Here is a 19376-nt window from a genome sequence, read left to right as displayed (position 1 = left end):
ACCGATGGCGCGGGTCGGCGGCGGTTCGCGCTCAGTCGTCGGCGGCGGGGATGTCCTGCGGCAGCAGCGTACGCAGTTGCTCGGCGGTCGGCGCCGCTACGTCCGCGAGCCGTCCCGCCTGCCGTTCGATCATGGCGTTGAACAGCTTCCGCGCGCCCCGGCCGTTGCCGAACACCGGGTCGCGGACGGCCTCGACGAGCCGGTCCAGCAGGGCGTCGGCCGTCGGCGCGGTCAGGTCGTAGCCGTGCTGCCCGGCCAGCGCGGAGATGATGGCGAGCAGCTCGTCGGGGGCGTAGTCGACGAACTCGATGGTCCTGGTGAACCGGGACGCGAGGCCGGGGTTGGTGGCCAGGAACTGCACCATCTCCTCGGAGTAGCCGGCGACGATGACGACCGTCTCGTCCCGGTGGTCCTCCATCAGCTTCACCAGCGTGTCGATCGCCTCCAGCCCGAAGTCCGAGTTCGTGCCGAACGTGCGGGCCAGCGCGTACGCCTCGTCGACGAAGAGCACCCCGCCGAGGGCCCGCTCGAAGGCCGCGGCGGTCTTCAGCGAGGTGCTGCCCAGGTACTCGCCCACCAGGTCGACCCGCGCCACCTCGACGACCTGCCCCTTGGCGAGGACGCCGAGCTGCGCGAGCAGCCGCCCGTAGATCCGCGCGACGGTCGTCTTCCCGGTGCCGGGTGACCCGGCGAAGACGAGGTGCCGGCTCACCGGCGGCACCGGCAGGTTGGCCCTGCGGCGCTGTTCGCCGACGCGGATGAGCTGGATCAGCGTCCGCACGTCCCGCTTGACCGCGGCCAGGCCGATCATGCCGTCCAACTCCGCCAGCACGGCGTCGACGTCGACGCCGCCCGACGCCGGACGGGCGGGCATGCTCGCCTCGCCGGCGGAGCCGGCCCGGTCCCCGGGAGCGGGCACGACCGGGGCGGCCGGCTGTTCCGGGGCGGTCACCGACACCCGCGGGCGGTCGGCGCCCCGGACGGGCTCGCCGGCCACGTCGACGAACTCGCACCGGTCGACCAGCACCGGGGCGTCGGTCTCCACCTGCACGCCGTCCCCGCCGCAGGCGCGCAGCGTGCTGGCCCGCAGGGTCAGCCGGGACTGCTCCCGCAGCAGCATCCCGGAACCGGTGGTCCCGGTTACCGTGCTGCCGGTGAGGTGCAGGGCCGCCTCGCCCGCCCCGGTCACACCGACGGTGCCGCCGGAGAACACCGCGTCGGTGAGGGTGACCGCGATCGCGTCGGTGCCGACCAGCCCCACCGGGGCGTTCTCCACCCGGACGTTCGTACCGGTGAGCCGGCCCGCTCCCCCGGCGGCGATCCCGCTGCCCGTCGCGCCCCGGACGGTGGCGCCGTCGAGGCGCACGTCGGCCTCGACGGTGCCGTCGAGCACCACTCCCGCCTCGCCACCGTCGACCGTCAGGTCCGTCAGGGTCGGGTCGCCGCCCTGCACGATCACCCCGTAGCGGCCCGGAGCCTCGATCCGCACGCCGGTGTACCGGCCGGCGGCGGCCCGGACCAGCAGGGCGTCCTCCCGCGACCGGAGCAGGACGCCGCCGCGCACCAGCGGCGCCGCCCCGTCGACGACGGCGATCGCGGGCAGCCGGCTGGCCGTCACGTCGCAGTCGGTGAACGTGCCGCGCGCACCGCTGACGTAGATGCCGTTGCGGCCGACGGCCTCGATCCGGCAGCGGCGCACGTCGGGCTCGGCCCCGCCGGAGACCTCGACGCCGCAGCCCTCCAGGTCCGTCAGCTCGCACTCCTCGACCAGCCCCCCGGCGGACCCGCTGAACACCAGCCCGCTGCCGCGTCCGTCGGAGACCCGGCACCGCCGCACCGTCGGCCGGGAACGGCCGCCCGCCGTGACGGCCCCGACGCGTACGCCCGTGAAGTGGCAGTCCTCGACGGTGCCGCCACCGCCTTCGAAGGCATCGAAGCCCCGGTCGGTGTCCCGGACGTGGCAGTGCCGCACGGTGGGCTGGCTGTCCCGTTTGGACAGCACGGCGTACTCGTCGAGGTCCCACAGCCGGCAGTTCTCGACGACCCCGCTGCCGTCGACGAACGCCACGCCCCGACGCATCCCGCTGACGTCGCACATCCGCACGTGGGCGGTGCTCCGCTCGCAGAGCACGGCGTTGAAGGCCTGCCCGGTGACGACGCACGACTCGACCGTCAGGGCGGCGCGGAGCGCCGACACCGTCGCCGGCGCGTCCGCGCTCCACGTCCGCAGCGTCAGCCCCTGGAGCACGACCTGCGCGTCCTCGCCGTACACGACGGGCGCGGCGGCACCGCTCTCCACCAGCACCGGCGGCCCGCCCGGCACCGCCGCCCGGATCGTGACGGCCTTCGACCGCACGACGATCTGCCCGTCGTAGCGGCCCGGCTCCACCACGACCACCGCGCCGTGCGGTGCCGCCGCCACCGCCGCCCCGATGTCCCGGTAGGCGTTCGCCCTGCTCAGCGAGACCAGCAGCGTCGGTACACCCACGTGACCCGTCCCCCCGCCCAGGCCGCGCCACCGACGGCGGCGAGGCACCAGGAGCATAGATCGTGCCCGCCGCCCGTCCGCCGCCCCGGGGCGCGACCTGAGCGTTCCCGTGCCCGCGCCTGTCCGGTCCCGGCGCGACGGCCGCACGACCCCCGTGCTCAGAAGTCGTCGTCGAAGGCCACCGTGCCGCTCACCCCGACCTGGTACGCCGACACGCGCCGCTCGAAGAAGTTCGACAGCTCCTGGACGTCCTGCAACTCCATGAACCCGAACGGGTTGGTCGACCCGTAGTGGGCGGGGATGCCGAGCTGCGCGAGCCGCCGGTCGGCGACGTGTTGCAGGTACTCGCGCATGTCGGCCAGGGAGAGCCCGGGCACGCCCTGGCCGAGCAGGTCCTCGGCGAACTGGACCTCGCACTCGACGGCCTCGGCGAGCATCTGCCGCACCTGAGCGGTGAGCTCGTCGTCGAACAGGTCCGGCTCCTCCCCGCGTACCGTCTCCACCACGTCGAAGGCGAAGGCCATGTGCATGGACTCGTCGCGGAACACCCAGTTGGTGCCGGACGCCAAGCCGTGCAGCAGCCCCCGGGAGCGCAGGAAGTAGACGTAGGCGAAGGCGCCGTAGAAGAACAGCCCCTCGATGCAGGCGGCGAAGCAGATCAGGTTGAGCAGGAAGGCCCGCCGGTCCTGTCGGGTACGCAGCTGGCGCAGCTCGCCCAGCGAGTCGATCCAGCGGAAGCAGAACTCGGCCTTGCGCCGGATCGACGGGATGTTCTCGATCGCGGCGAACGCGGCGAAGCGTTCGGCCTCGTCGGGCACGTAGGTGTCGAGCAGGTTGAGGTAGAACTGAACGTGCACGGCCTCCTCGAACAGCTGCCGGGACAGGTAGAGCCGGCCCTCCGGGGAGTTGACGTGCTGGTACAGGTTGAGCACGAGGTTGTTGGCGACGATGGTGTCGCCGGTGGCGAAGAACGCGACGAGGCGGCTGACCAGGTGCCGCTCGGCCGGGGAGAGCCGGTCGAGGTCGGCGAGGTCGGCGTGCAGGTCGACCTCCTCCACCGTCCAGGTGTTGCGGATGGCGTCGCGGAAGCGGTCGAAGAAGTGCGGGTAGCGCATGGGGCGCAGGGTGAGATCCATCCCCGGGTCGAGCAGCATGTGTGTGGTCCTCGGTTCGCTGGTGGTCGGGGTGGTCACTGGCAGGCCTCGCACGACTCGGGGTTCTCCAGGGAGCAGGCCAGCGCCTCGTCCACGGTCGCCACCGGCGCGACGACGCCGGCGGCACGGGCCGGCCCGACGGGCGCGACGGTGGCCTGCTGGATCCGGGTGGCCGGCCGGGAACGCAGGTAGTACGTCGTCTTCAACCCGGCCTTCCAGGCGTACAGGTACATCGAGGAGAGCTTGCCGATCGTCGGCGCGGCCAGGAACAGGTTCAGCGACTGCGACTGGTCGATGTACGGGGCGCGGGCCGCGGCCAGGTCGATCAACGCCCGCTGCGGCAGCTCCCACGCGGTACGGAACAGCTCCCGCACCTCGGCCGGCAGTTCCGCGACGTCCTGCACGGAGCCCTCGGCGCGCTTGATCGCCGTACGGATCCGCTCCGTCCACAGGCCCCGGGCCTTCAGCTCGCGCACGAGAGCCGTGTTGACCTGGAGGAACTCCCCCGACAGGGTCTCGCGCTTGAACAGGTTGGACACCTGCGGCTCGATGCACTCGTAGCAGCCGGCGATCGAGGCGATGGTGGCGGTCGGCGCGATCGCCACGAGCAGCGAGTTGCGCAGCCCGTACGCGGCCACGCGCTCCCGCAGCGCGCTCCACCGCGCCGTCTGGGTGCCCGTGACGCCCCACAGGTCGGGTTGCAGCTGCCCGCGCGCCGCCCGGGTCTGCCCGTACGCCGGGTGGGCGCCCGAGCGTCGCGCCAGGTCGGCGGAGGTCTCCAGCGCCGTCAGGTACAGCTCCTCGCTGATCCGGGTGGACAGCTCCCGGGCGGCCGGCGAGTCGAACGGCAGTCGCAGCGCGAAGAACACGTCCTGAAGGCCCATCAGGCCGAGCCCGACGGGCCGCCAGCGGGGGTTGCTCGCCGCCGCCTGCGCCGTCGGGTAGTAGTTGATGTCGATGACCCGGTCGAGGTACGTCACGGCGGTGCGGACGGTGGCGCGCAACCGCTCCCAGTCGATGCCGTCCGCGCCCAGGTGGGCGGCGAGGTTGACCGAGCCGAGGTTGCACACGGCGGTCTCGGCGTCGCTGGAGACCTCGACGATCTCGGTGCACAGGTTGGACAGGTGCACCACGTTGCCGGCCTCGGCGGTCTGGTTGCACAGCCGGTTCGCGGCGTCCTTGAACGTCATCCACCCGTTGCCGGTCTGGGCGAGGGTACGCATCATCCGCCCGTACAGCTCCCGCGCCGGGACCTGCCGCGCGTAGCGGCCCTGCTCCTCGGCGGCCCGGTACGCGGCGTCGAACTCCTCGCCCCACAGGTCCGGCAGTTCCGGCACCACGTCCGGGTCGAACAGCGACCACACGCCGTCGGCCTCCACCCGGCGCATGAACTCGTCCGGGATCCAGTTGGCCAGGTTGAGGTTGTGGGTGCGCCGGGCGTCCTCGCCGGTGTTGTCGCGCAGTTGGAGGAACTCCTCGACGTCCGGGTGCCACGGCTCCAGGTAGACGCAGGCCGCGCCCTTGCGCCGGCCGCCCTGGTTGACCGCCGCCACCGAGGCGTCCAGCGTCCGCAGCCACGGCACGATCCCGTTGGACTGCCCGTTGGTGCCCCTGATCAGCGCGCCCCGCGAGCGGACCCGGGAGAACGCGATGCCGATGCCCCCGGCGAACTTCGACAGGTTCGCCACCTGCGCGTACCGCTGGTAGATCGAGTCGAGTTCGTCGCGCGGGGAGTCGACCAGGTAGCAGGAGGACATCTGGGTGTGCCGGGTGCCGGAGTTGAACAGCGTCGGCGAGCTCGGCAGGTACGCCAGGCTCGACATCAACCGGTAGAACTCGATCGCCTCGTCCGGTGCCTGCGACAGGCCGCAGGACACGCGCAGCAGCCAGTACTGCGGGGTCTCCAGCACCAGCCGGCTCGTCGGGTGGCGCAGCAGGTACCGGTCGTAGACCGTACGCAGCCCGAAGTACTCGAAGCGCAGGTCGCCGCGCGGGTCGACGGCGGCGTCGAGGGCGCCGGCGTGGGCGGCGACGAAGGCCGCGGTGTCGTCGCCGATCAGGCCCTCGGCGTGGCCGCGCCGGATCGCCTCACTGAAGGAGCCGATGCCCTGCCGGCGGACCTCCTTGTCGACGTACCCGGCCAGCAGGCGGGCGGCCAGCCGCGAGTACTGCGGCTCCTCACCGATCATCTCCGCGGCGGTCTGGATGGACAGCCGGTCCAGTTCGGCGGTCGTCGCGCCGTCGTACAGGCCGCTGATCGTCCGGGTCGCCACCCGCAGCGGGTCGACGTCGGCGAGGTCGTCGGCCCACCGCTCGACCGCGCGGACGATCCGGTTGACGTCGACCGCCTCGGTGCCGCCGTCGCGCTTGCGGACCCGCATCTGCGGCCGCCGCTGGCCCACCACGACCGCGTCGTCGGCCGGAAAAACCTCGGTGACTGTCACCACTCACTCCTCGCGAGCCTTGATCCCAGACGGATTTCCTGGGCACGCGCGGAGCGGACACCGACGACGACGCGCCGCAGGGCAACGCGTCGGGATGGCGTCGGCCGTCCCACGCGGCCTCGGACCGCCACACACCCGGAATCGGGCGTACGGCGCACTGGCAGGTCTTCGGACTCGCGGGCGCGACCGGACTCGCCGGTCTCCTACTGGCCGTCGCTTCCCAGGCCGCTGGCGGCCCAGTGCTGATGACGGCGGTCGTTCCCACTCACCGCTGCGGGGCAGTCCCGGATTCCCACCGGGTTCCCTCTTGCCTCGACCACTCCGGATGAGCGGCCGAACCAGCTGCGCCGACACCATATATAGGGTTGGCGCCGTTGTCACACCCCACATGTCGGTCCCGGGCGTGTCGGCGGCGGCGCGGGTCACACCCGTCGATCGCCAGCCAGAAGCCCGCGTCGATGCACCGGCCATGAGCTAGCGCCGCGACACGGTGCCGCAGGGCCGCTCAACCGCGGCGCCCCGCAAACGGTGATCAGGACGCCATGGACCCCAAAACCGCCGGGTCACGTCCATGGCGTCCTGATCACGTTTCGGGTGGGTCTGTCGGCGCGCTGGTGGCGGTGGAGGAGGACCGCGCGGCGTGGCGCCGCCTGCCGAACGCTCGGCCTCAGCCCGACCGCAGCTCGGCGGTGTTCCTAGACCCGGGTGACCCGGACCGCGTCGGCCACCACGTAGCCGGTGGTGCTGGTCCAGCGGCTGACCGCGACCAGGTTCCGGTCGCCGGCGGCCAGCCCGAAGGTGCCCAGCGAGCGCCAGACGCCGCCGCTGGAGCGCTGGTCCACGCTGACCGTACGGTTGCCCGAGGCGGTGACGACGACGTGCGGGGCCGAGCTGTTGTAGCCGGGGTCGGCCGGGTGCCGCACCTCGACGCGGTAGTTGCCGGCCGCCGGGATGTTCACCTTGAACCAGGCGGAGTCGCTGGCCAGCGTGGGGTTGGCGAAGCGGTAGTCGGCCCCGTAACGCTGGGCGGAGTACGAGGAGGTGCCCCAGTTGGTGCTCGCCGTGAACCGCCCCGCCGTGGTGTTGTCCACGATGGTGCTGAACGTGGGCGGGTTGGGGGCGCTCAGGCCGAGGTAGGCGGCGATGCCCTCGGCGTGGCCACGGGCGGTGGCGGTGATGAAGTCGGCGCGCTTGAGCAGGTTCGAGTCGGCGACGGAGTCGATGAAGAGGTTCTCGGTCAGCACCGCGGGCATGGCCGACTCGCGCAGCATGTGGAAATTCGCGGTCTTCAGCCCCCGATCGGTGACCCCACCGATCGTCCGCATGCCACCGATCACCCTCGGGTGCAGGGCGTTGTGCAGATTGACGGTGGCGGCGTCCGACGTCGGGTAACGGTAGCTCTCGAAGCCGGTGCCACCGCCGGAGTTGATGTGCACGCTCACCAGCAGGTTCGCGCCCCACGCGTTGGCGTCGTCGGTGCGGTACGCCAGGCTGCGGGTGATGTCGGTCGTCCGGGACATCCGGACGTCAACGGCCCAGTTGGCGAGCAGGATGTTGCGCAGCTGCAGGGAGATGTCGAGCGTCAGGGCCTTCTCCTGCAGCCCGTTGCCGACCGCGCCGGGGTCGGTGCCGCCGTGGCCCGGGTCGATGTAGACCTTCGGCAACGCCGCCCACGCGGGGCCGGCGACCATGGGGACGGCCGCGGCACCGGCGACGGCCGCAAGGAGGGTACGCCGCCGCAGCGTCCGGTTGTCGAACATGTGCACCTCGTCATCGGGAGAGATCGACAGTGCCCGCAATATAGCGGCAGGTCGATGTCCGATGAAAGATGTCTACGCCAACTGATCTGAGCTCCGAAGGTTTCCTCCCCCCAGGGTCGTCGCGCCGTCACCACCGGCGATCGAGGGCCCACGCAGTCGTCGGACGCGCTCACGTCAGGGCACAGCCGCTCTCCCACAGCCCCTGGTCGATCCCGAGTCCCTTCGGCTGACGCAACTCGTCGGCGTCCAACCCGATCGTCATCCGGTTAGTCACTCACGCGTCTGCCTGCGGCTCTGTTCCCTCACCTCTGCCGCGCAACTGAGCAACGACCTAGCCAGCGCCTCCGCCCGGTCCGCCGACAACCACAACGAGCCGTGTGGCACGTCGTCATCGGGGCCGGCCAACCCTTCCGTCAGAGTCTCCGCTGGCACTTCGACGTCAAGTCGAACGAAGTGATGCCCCCTGCTGTAGTCGACGAAGGCATCCAGGTACCGGTCATCATCGAAGGTCACCGCCGCATGCTGCCACGACAGCGATGCCACCTCACCCCTCAGCCTCGACCGCTTCGTCCGAAGGAACGATCACGGGTCGGCGAGCTGCGAGAAAGCGAAACTCGCACTACGGCGTACCGGGTGTGCCGCCCTCGCTCCCATAGGCTGCGTCATGCGAGAGGCCCACGTCGCCCCCGCCACCCCTACCACGCAGGCTGCCGCGCTTCGCTCTCCGAGCTTCCCGGTCGATCTGCTGGGCGGCACGCCTGGCCAATCGCAACTGCTCCTCGCGATCCAGCACCCGTGATGATCCCCGACGCCGAGCCACCACCGCCGCACCGGCGACAGCCAGCAGCAAGAGTGCAACGACTCCCCATGCCGCGCCAGTCATACCCGCACGGTAACCAACACAGCCAACACGCTGCCATCCCGCCGTCGACCCGCCCTCGTGGGGAGCGCACCCACGTGGCTTGGATCTCAGGTATGGACGCCGTATCCGGCCCGACCCCACCGTGCGGCATTCAGCAGGGCCCTAGGATCGAGTGATGCCAGCACTGCACACGCCCGCTCTGAAATGGACGCTCGGAGGACCCGGTTGGGCGTACTTCACCTGGACATCGGGTGAGGAAACGCTACGCCTTCGAACTTCCTACGTCGGCGATGCACTCAAAGATCTACTGACGGCTACCTTGGATCTAAAGCTTGGCTCAAGCGCCACTTTCACTCACTTTCTCGACGAACCCCACGGGCACCGAATGTTCTTCTCGAGCGTCGCCAATAACACGATGTACGTCGAAATCGTCCGATTCGATGACCTTTTCACCGACAACAACAGGTGGGCGGGCGGTGTGCCGTGCTGGGAGGGGAAAGTTTCAGTACCGCATTTCATCGAAGCAGTTCAGGATATGGCGGTGGCAGTGCTTGAGGAACACGGCGAAGATGGATACCACAAGTCCTGGATAGAGGCACCCTTTCCCACCCGTGAGCTCGCTTTGCTTGAGCAAAAGCCGTAAGGCTCCCCTAGCCATCCCTGTCTGCCGTCGGCCCGCCCTCCTGGGGAGCGGGCCGCCGCCCAGCCCGCCACGTCAAGCGGGCCTTGACGCATGGCGGCGGCGACCCACAGCCGTCGGCGCCGCGGCGGTGAACTGCCGGTTGACCAAGTCCGGAGCCGGTGTCGCCTTCGGGTTCGACTTGGTCGACGGGATGCGCCACTTCTTGCGCAGGAACGCCCCTTGCAGGCCGGCGGCGCGCATCAACCGCTCCACCCGCTTGCGGCTCACGTGGCGGCCCTGCCGGCGCAGCATCGCATGCACCCGCGGACTGCCGTAGGTGCCGCCGGAGACGTCATGGATCTCCGCGATCTCCACCGCCAGTTCCGCATCCTCGCGGCGCCGCCGTGACGGTTGCGCGGCCTGGGCGAGCCAGCCGTAGTAGGTGGAGACGGCCACGCCGATAACCCGGAGGACGGGCTCGACCCCGAAGCGATCGCGCAGCTCGTCAACGAGCGTCACGACCGTCGCCGGGTCGGGTCGAGTTCCGAGGCGAAAAAAGCCGACGCGGCCTTCAGGATCTCGTTGGCCCGCTTCAACTCGGCGTTTTCCCGCCGCAACCGGCGCAACTCCTCCAACTCAGAGGTCGTCGGCCGATCGTCCCGCTGACCCCGGTCGGCCTCGTCCTGACGGATCCAGTTCCGCAACGCCTCGTGATGCACACCAAGCTGCCGCGCCAACTGGCGGACACCGGCTTCGGATCCGACTCCCGGTACAAACGCACCGCACGTTCACGCAGCTCATCGGGGTACTTCTTCGGTGCTGCCACGGATGACTCCCTTCAGCTCCATCAGAGCATGATCGAAAGCCTCCGAGCTACCGGGGGAACCTCACCTGGACTACCGCACAGACACGACCGATCCGCGGGTCGTGGCGTCCGACATCTGGACGGACCCCCGCCAGATCTCCTGGCGGACCGTGACGCCCACTTTTACCGACCTCCTCAGGGCCCTGGCCCGCCCCCTCGAAACTTGACATCAATAGGAGCGTCCACTTCGCCGGCAGCCGGCCGTCTCTGCCTCGCCACCGCCCGGACACGGGATGGCGTGGGCCAAAGCGGACAGGATCAGCAGGGCGGTTCCGGCCGAGGACCGGGATGTACTCGTAGCCTCCGCGTGGCTGCATGACGTGGGCTACAGCCCCGACTGTCGACCTACCTCGGTCACACCGAACCGGGATTCACCCTGCGGACCTACACGCACCTCCTGCCGAACAGCGAGGACCGTACGCGCCGGGCCATTGATGCGGCGTTCGGTGAGGACCAGGCCAGCCGAGAACGGCCCGAAGCCGCTGACGGCCTGGAGACGGCATGATCATGGTTCAGCAGCCCTCCGGACGCTTGAACCCCAGCTCAGGGCACCTACACCCGTCACTTGGCGTTGAAGTAGCTCGCCTCCGGGTGGTGCACCACGATCGCGTCCGTCGCCTGCTCCGGCATCAGCTGGAACTCCTCCGACAACTGCACACCGATCCGCTCCGCGCCCAGCAGTTCCACGATCTTCGCCCGGTCCTCCAGGTCCGGGCAGGCCGGATAGCCGAACGCGTACCGGCAGCCCCGGTAGTCGGTGCGCAGCAGACCCGCCAGGTCCGCCGGGTCGTCGTCGGCCACCGTACGGCCGCCAGGCAGGGTCAGCTCGGCGCGGATCCGGCGGTGCCAGTACTCCGCGAGGGCCTCGGTGAGCTGTACGGACAGCCCGTGCACCTCCAGGTAGTCGCGGTACTCGTTGCGGGCGAACATCTTCGCCGTGTACTCGCTGATCGGCTGCCCCACGGTGACCAGCTGCAACGCCACCACGTCCAGCTCGTCGCCGCGCGGGCGGAAGAAGTCGGCCAGGCAGAGCCGCCGCTCCTGCCGCTGCCGGGGGAAGGAGAACCGCGCCCGCTCGGAGTGCCCGTTCTCGTCCAGCACCACCAGGTCGTTGCCCTCGGCGTACGCCGGGAAGTAGCCGTACACCACGGCCGCCTCCAGCACCTGGTCGGCGATCAGCCGGTCCAGCCAGTAGCGCAGCCGGGGCCGGCCCTCGGTCTCCACCAGCTCCTCGTAGGACGGCCCCTGCCCGCTGCGGGCGCCCCGCAGGCCCCACTGCCCGAGGAAGGTGGCCCGCTCGTCGAGCAGCGCCGCGTAGTCGGCCAGCGGCACGCCCTTGACCACCCGGGTGCCCAGGAACGGCGGCGCGGGCACCTCCACGTCGGTGGCCACGTCGGAGCGCACCGACGCGTCGTCCAGCTCCGGCAACGACTCGCTGACGATCGCGCGCTGCCGCTCGCGGCGCGCCCGCCGGGCCGCCAGGGCCGCCTCCCGCTCCGCGTCGATCACGGGCGCCCCGCCGCGCTTGGCCGTCATCACCCGGTCCATCAGCGACAGTCCCTCGAAGGCGTCCCGGGCGTAGTGCACCTGGCCGGGGAACATCGCCCGCAGGTCGTCCTCGACGTACGCCCGGGTCAGCGCCGCGCCGCCCAGCAGCACCGGCCAGCGCTCCGCGACCCCGCGCGACGCCATCTCGGCCAGGTTCTCCTTCATGATCACCGTGCTCTTGACCAGCAGCCCGGACATGCCGATCGCGTCGGCCCGGTGCTGCTCGGCGGCCTCCAGGATCGCGTTGATCGGCTGCTTGATGCCGATGTTGACGACCTCGTAGCCGTTGTTGGACAGGATGATGTCCACCAGGTTCTTGCCGATGTCGTGCACGTCCCCGCGCACCGTGGCCAGCACGATGCGGCCCTTGCCGCCGTCCTCGGCGGTCTCCATGTGCGGCTCCAGGTACGCCACGGCGGTCTTCATCACCTCGGCGGACTGGAGCACGAACGGCAGCTGCATCTGACCGGAGCCGAACAGCTCGCCGACGACCTTCATGCCGTCGAGCAGGATGTCGTTGATGATGGACAGCGGGCTGCGCCCCTGCGCCATCGCCGCGTCCAGGTCGGCCTCCAGGCCGTTGCGCTCGCCGTCGATGATCCGCCGCTTGAGCCGCTCCTCCAGCGGCAGCGCGGCCAACTCCTCCGCCCGGCCGGCGCGCGCCGACGCCGCGTCCACGCCCTCGAAGATCTCGATGAACCTCTGCACCGGGTCGTAGCCCTCGCGGCGGCGGTCGTAGACGAGGTCCAGCGCCACCTCCCGCTGCTCGTCGGGGATCTTGTTGAACGGCAGGATCTTGCTGGCGTGCACGATGGCGCTGGTCAGGCCGGCCTCTCGGCACTCGTGCAGGAAGACCGAGTTGAGCACCTGCCGGGCCGCCGGGTTGAGTCCGAACGAGACGTTGGAGATGCCGAGGGTGAAGTTGACGCCCGGCCAGCGGCGGGCGATCTCGCGGATCGCCTCGATGGTCTCGATGCCGTCGCGCCGGGTCTCCTCCTGGCCGGTGGCGATCGGGAAGGTCAGCGCGTCGATCAGGATGTCCGCGCGGTCCATCCCCCACCGCCCGGTGAGGTCGTCGATGAGCCGCCCCGCGACCCGCACCTTCCAGTCGGCGGTGCGCGCCTGCCCCTCCTCGTCGATGAGCAGCGCCACCACGGCGGCACCGTGCTCCTTGACGATGGGCATCACCCGGGCGTAGCGGGACTCCGGCCCGTCACCGTCCTCGAAGTTGACCGAGTTGACCACGCACCGGCCGCCGAGCATCTCCAGGCCCGCCTCGACCACCTGCGGCTCGGTCGAGTCCAGCATGATCGGCAGGGTGGAGGCGGTGGCGAAGCGGCCGGCGAGTTCCCGCATGTCCTGGGTGCCGTCGCGGCCGACGTAGTCGACGCACAGGTCCAGCAGGTGTGAGCCGTCGCGGGCCTGGCTACGGGCGATCTCGACGCAGGCCCGCCAGTCGCCGGCGAGCATGGCCTCGCGGAACGCCTTGGAGCCGTTGGCGTTGGTGCGCTCCCCCACCATCAGCAGGGAGGCGTCCTGGGCGAACGGCACCGGGTGGTAGACCGACGAGACGCCAGCCTCGTGCCGCGGCTCGCGGGATGCCGGGCGCGTGCCGTGCAGGCGCTCCGAGAGGACCCGGATGTGCTCGGGGGTGGTGCCGCAGCAGCCACCCACCAGCGAGACGCCGTACTCGGTGACGAACCGCTCCAGCGCGTCGGCCAGCTCCACGGGAGTCAGCGGGAAGTACGCCCCGTCGGCGGTCAGCACCGGCAGGCCCGCGTTCGGCATCACCGACAGCGGAATCCGGGAGTGTCGGGACAGGTAGCGCAGGTGCTCGCCCATCTCGGCCGGCCCGGTCGAGCAGTTCAACCCGATCAGGTCGACGCCCAACGGCTCGATGGCCGCCAACGCCGCCCCGATCTCGCTGCCCACCAGCATGGTGCCGGTGGTCTCCACCGCGACGTGGCAGATGATCGGCACCGTCCGGCCGAGCCGGGCCATCGCCCGCTTCGAGCCGACGACGGCGGCCTTGACCTGGAGCAGGTCCTGACAGGTCTCCACGATCAGCGCGTCCGACCCGCCCTCGATCAGGCCCTCGGCGTTCTCCTGGTACGCGTCGCGCAGGGTCGCGTAGTCGGCGTGCCCCAGGGTGGGCAGCTTGGTGCCCGGGCCGATCGAGCCCAGCACGAAGCGGGGCCGCTCGGGGGTGGCGTACGCGTCGGCGGCCTCCCGGGCGAGGCGGGCCCCGGCCTCGGAGAGCTCGCGGATGCGGTGCTGGATGTCGTACTCACCCAGGTTGGCCAGGTTGGCCCCGAAGGTGTTGGTCTCGACGCAGTCCGCGCCGGCGGCCAGGTACGCCTCGTGCACCCCGCGCACGACGTCCGGTCGGGTGGCGTTGAGGACCTCGTTGCAGCCCTCGTAGCCCTCGAAGTCGTCCAGGGTGAGGTCGGCCGCCTGCAGCATCGTGCCCATCGCGCCGTCGGCGATGAGAATCCGGTCTGCCAGTACGTCGAGCAATGAGGTCCGCACAGGATCAGGTTAGTGCCGTCGCCCGCCGATGGATTCCCCCGCACGTGCCTTCCCACATTGTGTCAGCGGGATCACGCTGTCCGGTTCATCGTGGTATGGCCGGCCGGAGCCGGGCTCGACCGGCGCGGCCGACGGGCCGCAGCCCGCCCCGACACGTAGGCTGACGGACGTGAAGGACAACAGCGACAGCACCACGCCCGGCGGGCGGACGACCGGGTCCGGTCCCGGCGCCGCCCCCGACGAGCAGGGTGAGGTGACGGCGTGACCGAGTTCGACGGACTGCCGGTGCTGCGGTCCCCCGTGGCGATCGCCGCGTTCGAGGGCTGGAACGACGCCGCCGACGCCTCCACCGCCGCCGTCGAGCACCTGGAGCAGGTGTGGCAGGCCCGGCAGGTCACGGAGCTGGACCCGGAGGACTTCTACGACTTCCAGGTCAGCCGCCCCACGATCACCATGGCCGAGGGCGAGACCCGCCGGGTGGAGTGGCCGACGACGCGCTTCATGGTGGCCAGCCCCGAGGGCACCGAGCGGGACGTCGTGCTGATCCGGGGCATCGAGCCGAGCATGCGGTGGCGCACCTTCTGCGAGCAGGTGCTGGAGATCTGCCACAGCCTGGAGGTCGAGCGGGTCGTCGTGCTCGGCGCGCTGCTGGCCGACGTGCCGTACACCCGGCCGCTGCCGATCAGCGGCAGCGCCTCCGACGCGGAGGCCGCCCAGCGCTACCAGCTCACCCCCACCCGCTACGACGGGCCGACCGGGATCGTCGGCGTGCTGCACGACGCCTGCAACAAGGCCGAGGTCGACGCCGTCTCGTTCTGGGTGCACGTGCCGCACTACGCCAACAACCCGCCCTGCCCGAAGGCCACCCTCGCCCTGTTGCACCGCGTCGAGGAGGTGCTCGACCTGCCGGTGCCCATGGCCGACCTGGCCGAGGAGGCCGCCGAGTGGGAGCAGCGGGTGCGCAGCGCCGCCGAGCAGGACGCCGAGCTCGGCGAGTACGTGCGCGAGCTGGAGGAACGCGTCGGCGACGCGGGCATCACCCCGCTGACCGGTGACGAGATCGCCCAGGAGTTCGAGAAGTACCTGCGCCGCCGCGGCGGCTCCGCCGGCCCCACGGCCGGCTCCTGGTAGCACTCTCCCCTGCCGCACCGGCCCCGGACGCGCGTCGTCCGGGGCCGGTCTTTTGCGTGTCCGGGGTGGCGCGGTCACCACCCCTAAGGCATCCTAGGAACCTAGCTGTCATCGAGGAGGCGGGTATGCAGATCAACCCGGGGGCGGCCGAGTTCCCGCACCGGCAGATCGCCGCGCAGCTCAAGACCCAGATCCGCCGCGGCGACTGGGCACCGGGCGAGCGACTGCCGTCCATCCCGGCCATCGCCGAGATGTTCGGCGTGGCGAAGCAGACCGTGCAGCGCGCCGTCGACCAGCTGCGGGTCGAGGGCATCCTGATCACCAAGCCCGGCTCCGGGACGTACGTCCGAGGCACCCGGCGGCGGCTCAACCGGCTCTCCCGGGGCCGCTACGGCGGCTTCCGCGGCTACCACACCGACCTGGCCGCGCGGTACCGGCAGCAGCTCGTCTCCGTCGGCAGGGCCCCCGCCCCGCCGGAGGTGGCCGACGCGTTCGGCGTCGCCGACGGCACCGACCTGCTCTGCCGCCGCCACCTCGTACGCACCGAGGACTCCCCCGTCGAGGTGGGCGCCTCGTGGTTCCTGCCCGCCGACACCGCCGGCACCTCGCTGGAGCGCGCCGAGGCGTTCGGCCGGCCGCTCTACCAGGAGGCCGAGGAGGCCACCGGCCGGCGGTACGTCTCCGCCACCGACACCATCAGCGCCCGCCAGCCCAGCCGGGAGGAGGCCGAGATCCTCCAGATCCGCCCCGACACCCCGGTGCTGCACCTGCTGCACGTGGCCTACGACGGCCACCGCAAGCCGATCGAGGTCGCCCAGGCCACCTGGCCCGGCCCGGTCACCACGCTGACCGAGGAGTACAAGATCCCCGCCCCGGCCCCCGACCCCGCCCCGGACCCGGGCCTCGTCCTCGGCTGACCGACCCTCCGCCCCGCCCTGCCCGCTCCCGCCCCGTCGATCATGCACTTCTGGTGGGCAGTTACCGCCGTTATGCACCTTTCGCGGGGCACCACAATTGCATGATCGACCTCGCGAGGGGCGGGGCCACGGCGGGGCGGCGGGCGGGAGCGAGGGCCGAGGGCGGGGGCGGGTCAGAGGTGGATGCCGAGGAGGGCGTCCAGGGTGGCGGCGAAGAGGGCGGGGGCGGCCGGGTCGTCCGCGGTGCCGGCGAGGGTCGCCTCGGCCCACCCGTCGGCCAGCGCCAGGGCGCCCGGCGAGTCCAGGTCGTCGGCGAGGCGGGCGCGTACGCCGGCCAGGAACTCCTCGCCCGACGGGCCGGCGGGCGCGGCGGCGGCCCGCCGCCAGCGGGCCAGCCGCTCCAGCGACGTCGCGAGCAGTTCGTCGGTCCAGGCGCGGTCGGTGCGGTAGTGCCCCGAGAGCAGGGCCAGCCGGACCGCCATCGGGTCGACCTGGTCGGCGCGCAGCCGCGAGACGAAGACCAGGTTGCCCCGGGACTTCGACATCTTCTCGCCGTCGAGGCCGATCATGCCGGCGTGCACGTAGTGCTGTGCGAAGGGCGCGGCGCCGGTGAGCCGCTCGGCGTGCGCGGCGGAGCACTCGTGGTGGGGGAAGATCAGGTCGTTGCCGCCGCCCTGCACGTCGATCCGGTCGCCGAGCAGGTTGAGCGCGATGACCGTGCACTCGATGTGCCAGCCGGGACGGCCCGCGCCCAGCTCGCCGCCCGGCCAGGACGGCTCGCCCTCGCGGGCGCCCCGCCACAGCAGCGGGTCGAGCGGGTCGCGCTTGCCGGCCCGGTCCGGGTCGCCCCCGCGCTCGGGGAAGATCTCCAGCATCTGCTCCCGGGTCAGGTTGGACTCGTAGCCGAAGCGGGGGGTGGCGGCGATGTCGAAGTAGACGTCGCCGGTGCCGTCCTCCAGGCGGTACGCGGCCCCGTCCTTGAGCAGCAGGAGGACCTTGTCGGCGATGTCGGGGATCGACTCCACCGCGCCGACGTAGTGCGCCGGCGGGATGATCCGCAGCGCCTCCATGTCCTCGCGGAACAGCGCGGTCTCCCGCATCGCCAGGACCTTCCAGTCCTCGCCGTCCCGCTCGGCCCGCTCCAGCAGCGGGTCGTCGATGTCGGTGACGTTCTGCACGTAGTGCACGTCCCGGCCGGCGTCCCGCCACACCCGCTGCACCAGGTCGAACGCGATCATGGTGGCGGCGTGGCCCAGGTGCGTGGCGTCGTACGGGGTGATGCCGCAGACGTACATGGTCGCGGTGCCGGCCGGATCGCTCGGGTGGGCGCCCTGCCGCGCCGAGTCGTACAACGACAGCGGCTGGCCCCTGCCCGGCAGCCGCGGCACCTCATGTCCCGCCCAAGAGTCCATGACCGTCAGCCTAACCAGCCGGCGCGGCGCGGCAGGCCCGGCCCACAGTGATCAACATGACAGCGCCGCGGGACGGACCGGGCGCGTCACATGGGGGGCCAGGGCACCGCCGGCCAGTCCTGCGAGGGCTGCGGGAACAGGCCGGTGTGCCGCAGCCGGTCGACCCGGGCCGCCAGCTCGGCGACCTCCCGGATGGTCAGGTGCTCGGCCAGCTCGGCACCGAGTGCCCCGGAAAGCTGGCCGGCGAGGGCGTCGAGCATCTCCACGGCGTCCGCCGGCAACTGCCGCCCGGCCCAGCCCCAGAGCACCGTGCGCAGCTTCTCCTCGACGTGGAAGCTCACCCCGTGGTCGACGCCGTAGATCCGGTCGTCCGGACCGACCAGCACGTGCCCACCCTTACGGTCCGCGTTGTTGATCACGGCGTCGAGCACCGCGAGCCGGGCCAGCCGCGGATCGTCGGCGTGCGCCAGCGCGTACGGTGTGCCGTCGTCGTCGCGGGCCGCCGCGATCGGGAACCACCGGGGCGGCAGCGCGTCGGCCGGCACGAACCCGACCAGGGGCTCGGCCTCCTCCGGCTCGTCGATCCAGAGCTGACAGGATCCCGGGCCGAACGGACCGTCGCGCAGCACGGTCGGCGGCACCAGGTCCCAGCCGGTCGCCCGGGAGACCACGTACGCCGAGACCTCCCGGCCGGCCAGCGTGCCGTCCGGGAAGTCCCACAGCGGTCGCTCGCCCCGCACCGGCTTGTAGACGCAGCGGGCCGTCACCCCGTCGAGGGTCAGGATGCCGCGCAGGGTGGTGTTGGAGGCGTCGACGAGCCGCCCCTCCAGGTCGAGGTGACCGTCACGCAGCAAGCGGAGCGCGGCCTCGCCGTCCTGTCGGGGCTGGAGATCCGACGACGTCACCGGTGATAACCGTTGTGGCGCGGACAGAGATGACCGGCGGGGTCGAGGGGCTGGCCGCAGAGCGGGCAGGGCGGACGACCGGCGTTGACCACCCGCCGGGCCCGCTCGATGAACTGTCGGGTCGCCTCGGGGGTCAGCCGCACCCGGAGCCGGTCGAGGTCCTCGTCCGGTTCCTCGTCCTCGTCCTCGGCGTCCTCGTCCTCGTCGGGCTCGCCGAGCTCGACCTCGACCTCCGCCTCGCCCACGGCGATGGCCTCGATCACCACGGTCGCGGTGTCGACGTCGAACGCCAGCCCGAGCGTGCCGACCCGGAACTCCTCGTCGACGGGGGTGTCCAGCGGGTCGTTGTCGCCGACGGCGGCCACCGGCTCGGGCAGTTCCACCCCGAAGCGGCGTTGCGCCTCGGAGAGCAACTCCTCGAGCTTCTCGGCCAGCAACGACACCTGGACCTTCTCCAGCGCGACGCTGACCAGCCGGCCACCGCCGCGCGCCTGGAGGAAGAACGTGCGCTCCCCCGGCGGCCCGACCGTCCCGGCGACGAACCGCTCCGGCGGCTCGAAGGCGTGCACCTGGTGGGTCATACCCACGACCCTATCCGGCGCGCCACAGCGCCGCGCACCCCACCGACGCGAATCGCCGCGCGCCCGCCGCGCCCGGCACACCGGCCCCCGTACCCGGGCGTGGCGGGTGGCCGGAGCCGACCCGCCGCCGACCCGTTCGACCGGCCCAGGTCCGCCGT

14 protein-coding genes and 1 riboswitch are annotated in these 19376 nt (G+C 71.6%); of the genes, 3 read left to right on the top strand and 11 right to left on the bottom strand.

All coding sequences use genetic code 11. From position 1 onward, the window contains the following. Positions 1–31: 31 nt before the first annotated feature. The 5 genes from AC0OO9_RS28410 to AC0OO9_RS28390 form a co-directional block, all read right to left on the bottom strand. Positions 32–2488, bottom strand: coding sequence for a right-handed parallel beta-helix repeat-containing protein (locus AC0OO9_RS28410; RefSeq protein WP_484513684.1), 2457 nt, complete (start codon positions 2486–2488; stop codon positions 32–34). Between the two features lie 158 nt (positions 2489–2646). Next, positions 2647–3642 carry a ribonucleotide-diphosphate reductase subunit beta gene (locus AC0OO9_RS28405; protein WP_484513682.1) on the bottom strand — a complete coding sequence of 332 codons (996 nt, stop codon included), beginning with the start codon at positions 3640–3642 and terminating at the stop codon, positions 2647–2649. A gap of 35 nt (positions 3643–3677) precedes the next feature. Continuing rightward, positions 3678–6023: a ribonucleoside-diphosphate reductase subunit alpha gene (locus AC0OO9_RS28400; RefSeq protein ID WP_484518074.1), complete on the bottom strand. Its 2346-nt coding sequence runs from the start codon at positions 6021–6023 to the stop codon at positions 3678–3680. Positions 6024–6229: 206 nt separating this feature from the next. Then, positions 6230–6444, bottom strand: a riboswitch (cobalamin riboswitch). A gap of 337 nt (positions 6445–6781) precedes the next feature. After that, on the bottom strand, positions 6782–7846 hold the full coding sequence (locus AC0OO9_RS28395; RefSeq protein WP_484513681.1) for a golvesin C-terminal-like domain-containing protein: 1065 nt from the start codon (positions 7844–7846) through the stop codon (positions 6782–6784). A gap of 270 nt (positions 7847–8116) precedes the next feature. After that, positions 8117–8359: a hypothetical protein gene (locus AC0OO9_RS28390; RefSeq protein ID WP_484513679.1), complete on the bottom strand. Its 243-nt coding sequence runs from the start codon at positions 8357–8359 to the stop codon at positions 8117–8119. Positions 8360–8883: 524 nt separating this feature from the next. Between AC0OO9_RS28390 and AC0OO9_RS28385 the strand changes: the two genes are divergently transcribed. Continuing rightward, the gene (locus AC0OO9_RS28385) at positions 8884–9351 is read left to right on the top strand and encodes a hypothetical protein (protein ID WP_484513678.1); all 468 of its coding nucleotides are present in this window, start codon (positions 8884–8886) and stop codon (positions 9349–9351) included. Positions 9352–9423: 72 nt separating this feature from the next. Here AC0OO9_RS28385 and AC0OO9_RS28380 read toward each other — a convergent pair whose 3' ends face one another. The 3 genes from AC0OO9_RS28380 to metH all read right to left on the bottom strand — a co-directional run bounded on the left by AC0OO9_RS28380 (position 9424) and on the right by metH (position 14272). Further along, entirely contained in the window at positions 9424–9849 is a 426-nt protein-coding gene (locus tag AC0OO9_RS28380; RefSeq protein ID WP_484513676.1) for an IS3 family transposase, read from the bottom strand. Continuing rightward, the gene (locus AC0OO9_RS28375) at positions 9846–10067 is read right to left on the bottom strand and encodes a transposase (protein ID WP_484513675.1); all 222 of its coding nucleotides are present in this window, start codon (positions 10065–10067) and stop codon (positions 9846–9848) included. The genes AC0OO9_RS28380 and AC0OO9_RS28375 overlap by 4 nt, the downstream gene beginning before the upstream one ends. Positions 10068–10756: 689 nt before the next feature. Next, positions 10757–14272 (bottom strand): methionine synthase, encoded by a 3516-nt coding sequence (metH, locus tag AC0OO9_RS28370; RefSeq protein WP_484513673.1) that lies wholly within the window; start codon positions 14270–14272, stop codon positions 10757–10759. Positions 14273–14533: 261 nt separating this feature from the next. Here metH and AC0OO9_RS28365 point away from each other — a divergent pair, with 261 nt between their 5' ends. Both AC0OO9_RS28365 and AC0OO9_RS28360 read left to right on the top strand, forming a co-directional pair. Beyond that, positions 14534–15403: a PAC2 family protein gene (locus AC0OO9_RS28365; RefSeq protein ID WP_101409578.1), complete on the top strand. Its 870-nt coding sequence runs from the start codon at positions 14534–14536 to the stop codon at positions 15401–15403. Between the two features lie 125 nt (positions 15404–15528). Then, the gene (locus AC0OO9_RS28360) at positions 15529–16320 is read left to right on the top strand and encodes a GntR family transcriptional regulator (RefSeq protein ID WP_484513670.1); all 792 of its coding nucleotides are present in this window, start codon (positions 15529–15531) and stop codon (positions 16318–16320) included. A gap of 173 nt (positions 16321–16493) precedes the next feature. Here AC0OO9_RS28360 and mshC read toward each other — a convergent pair whose 3' ends face one another. The 3 genes from mshC to AC0OO9_RS28345 all read right to left on the bottom strand — a co-directional run bounded on the left by mshC (position 16494) and on the right by AC0OO9_RS28345 (position 19218). Beyond that, positions 16494–17732, bottom strand: a complete 1239-nt coding sequence (gene mshC, locus AC0OO9_RS28355) for a cysteine--1-D-myo-inosityl 2-amino-2-deoxy-alpha-D-glucopyranoside ligase (protein ID WP_484513668.1) — start codon at positions 17730–17732, stop codon at positions 16494–16496. An 86-nt stretch (positions 17733–17818) separates the two neighbouring features. Next, a complete protein-coding gene (locus tag AC0OO9_RS28350; protein ID WP_393169677.1) occupies positions 17819–18637 on the bottom strand; it encodes an SCO1664 family protein in 819 nt (272 codons plus the stop codon). Next, complete coding sequence (locus tag AC0OO9_RS28345) at positions 18634–19218, bottom strand: DUF3090 domain-containing protein (protein WP_484513666.1); 585 nt, start codon at positions 19216–19218, stop codon at positions 18634–18636. The genes AC0OO9_RS28350 and AC0OO9_RS28345 overlap by 4 nt, the downstream gene beginning before the upstream one ends. Positions 19219–19376: the final 158 nt, after the last annotated feature.

It is taken from the genome of Micromonospora sp. USAFONa4 (assembly GCF_057197825.1).
Note: the sequence above shows the minus strand (reverse complement) of the source record. Positions and strands in the feature narration are given on the sequence as shown.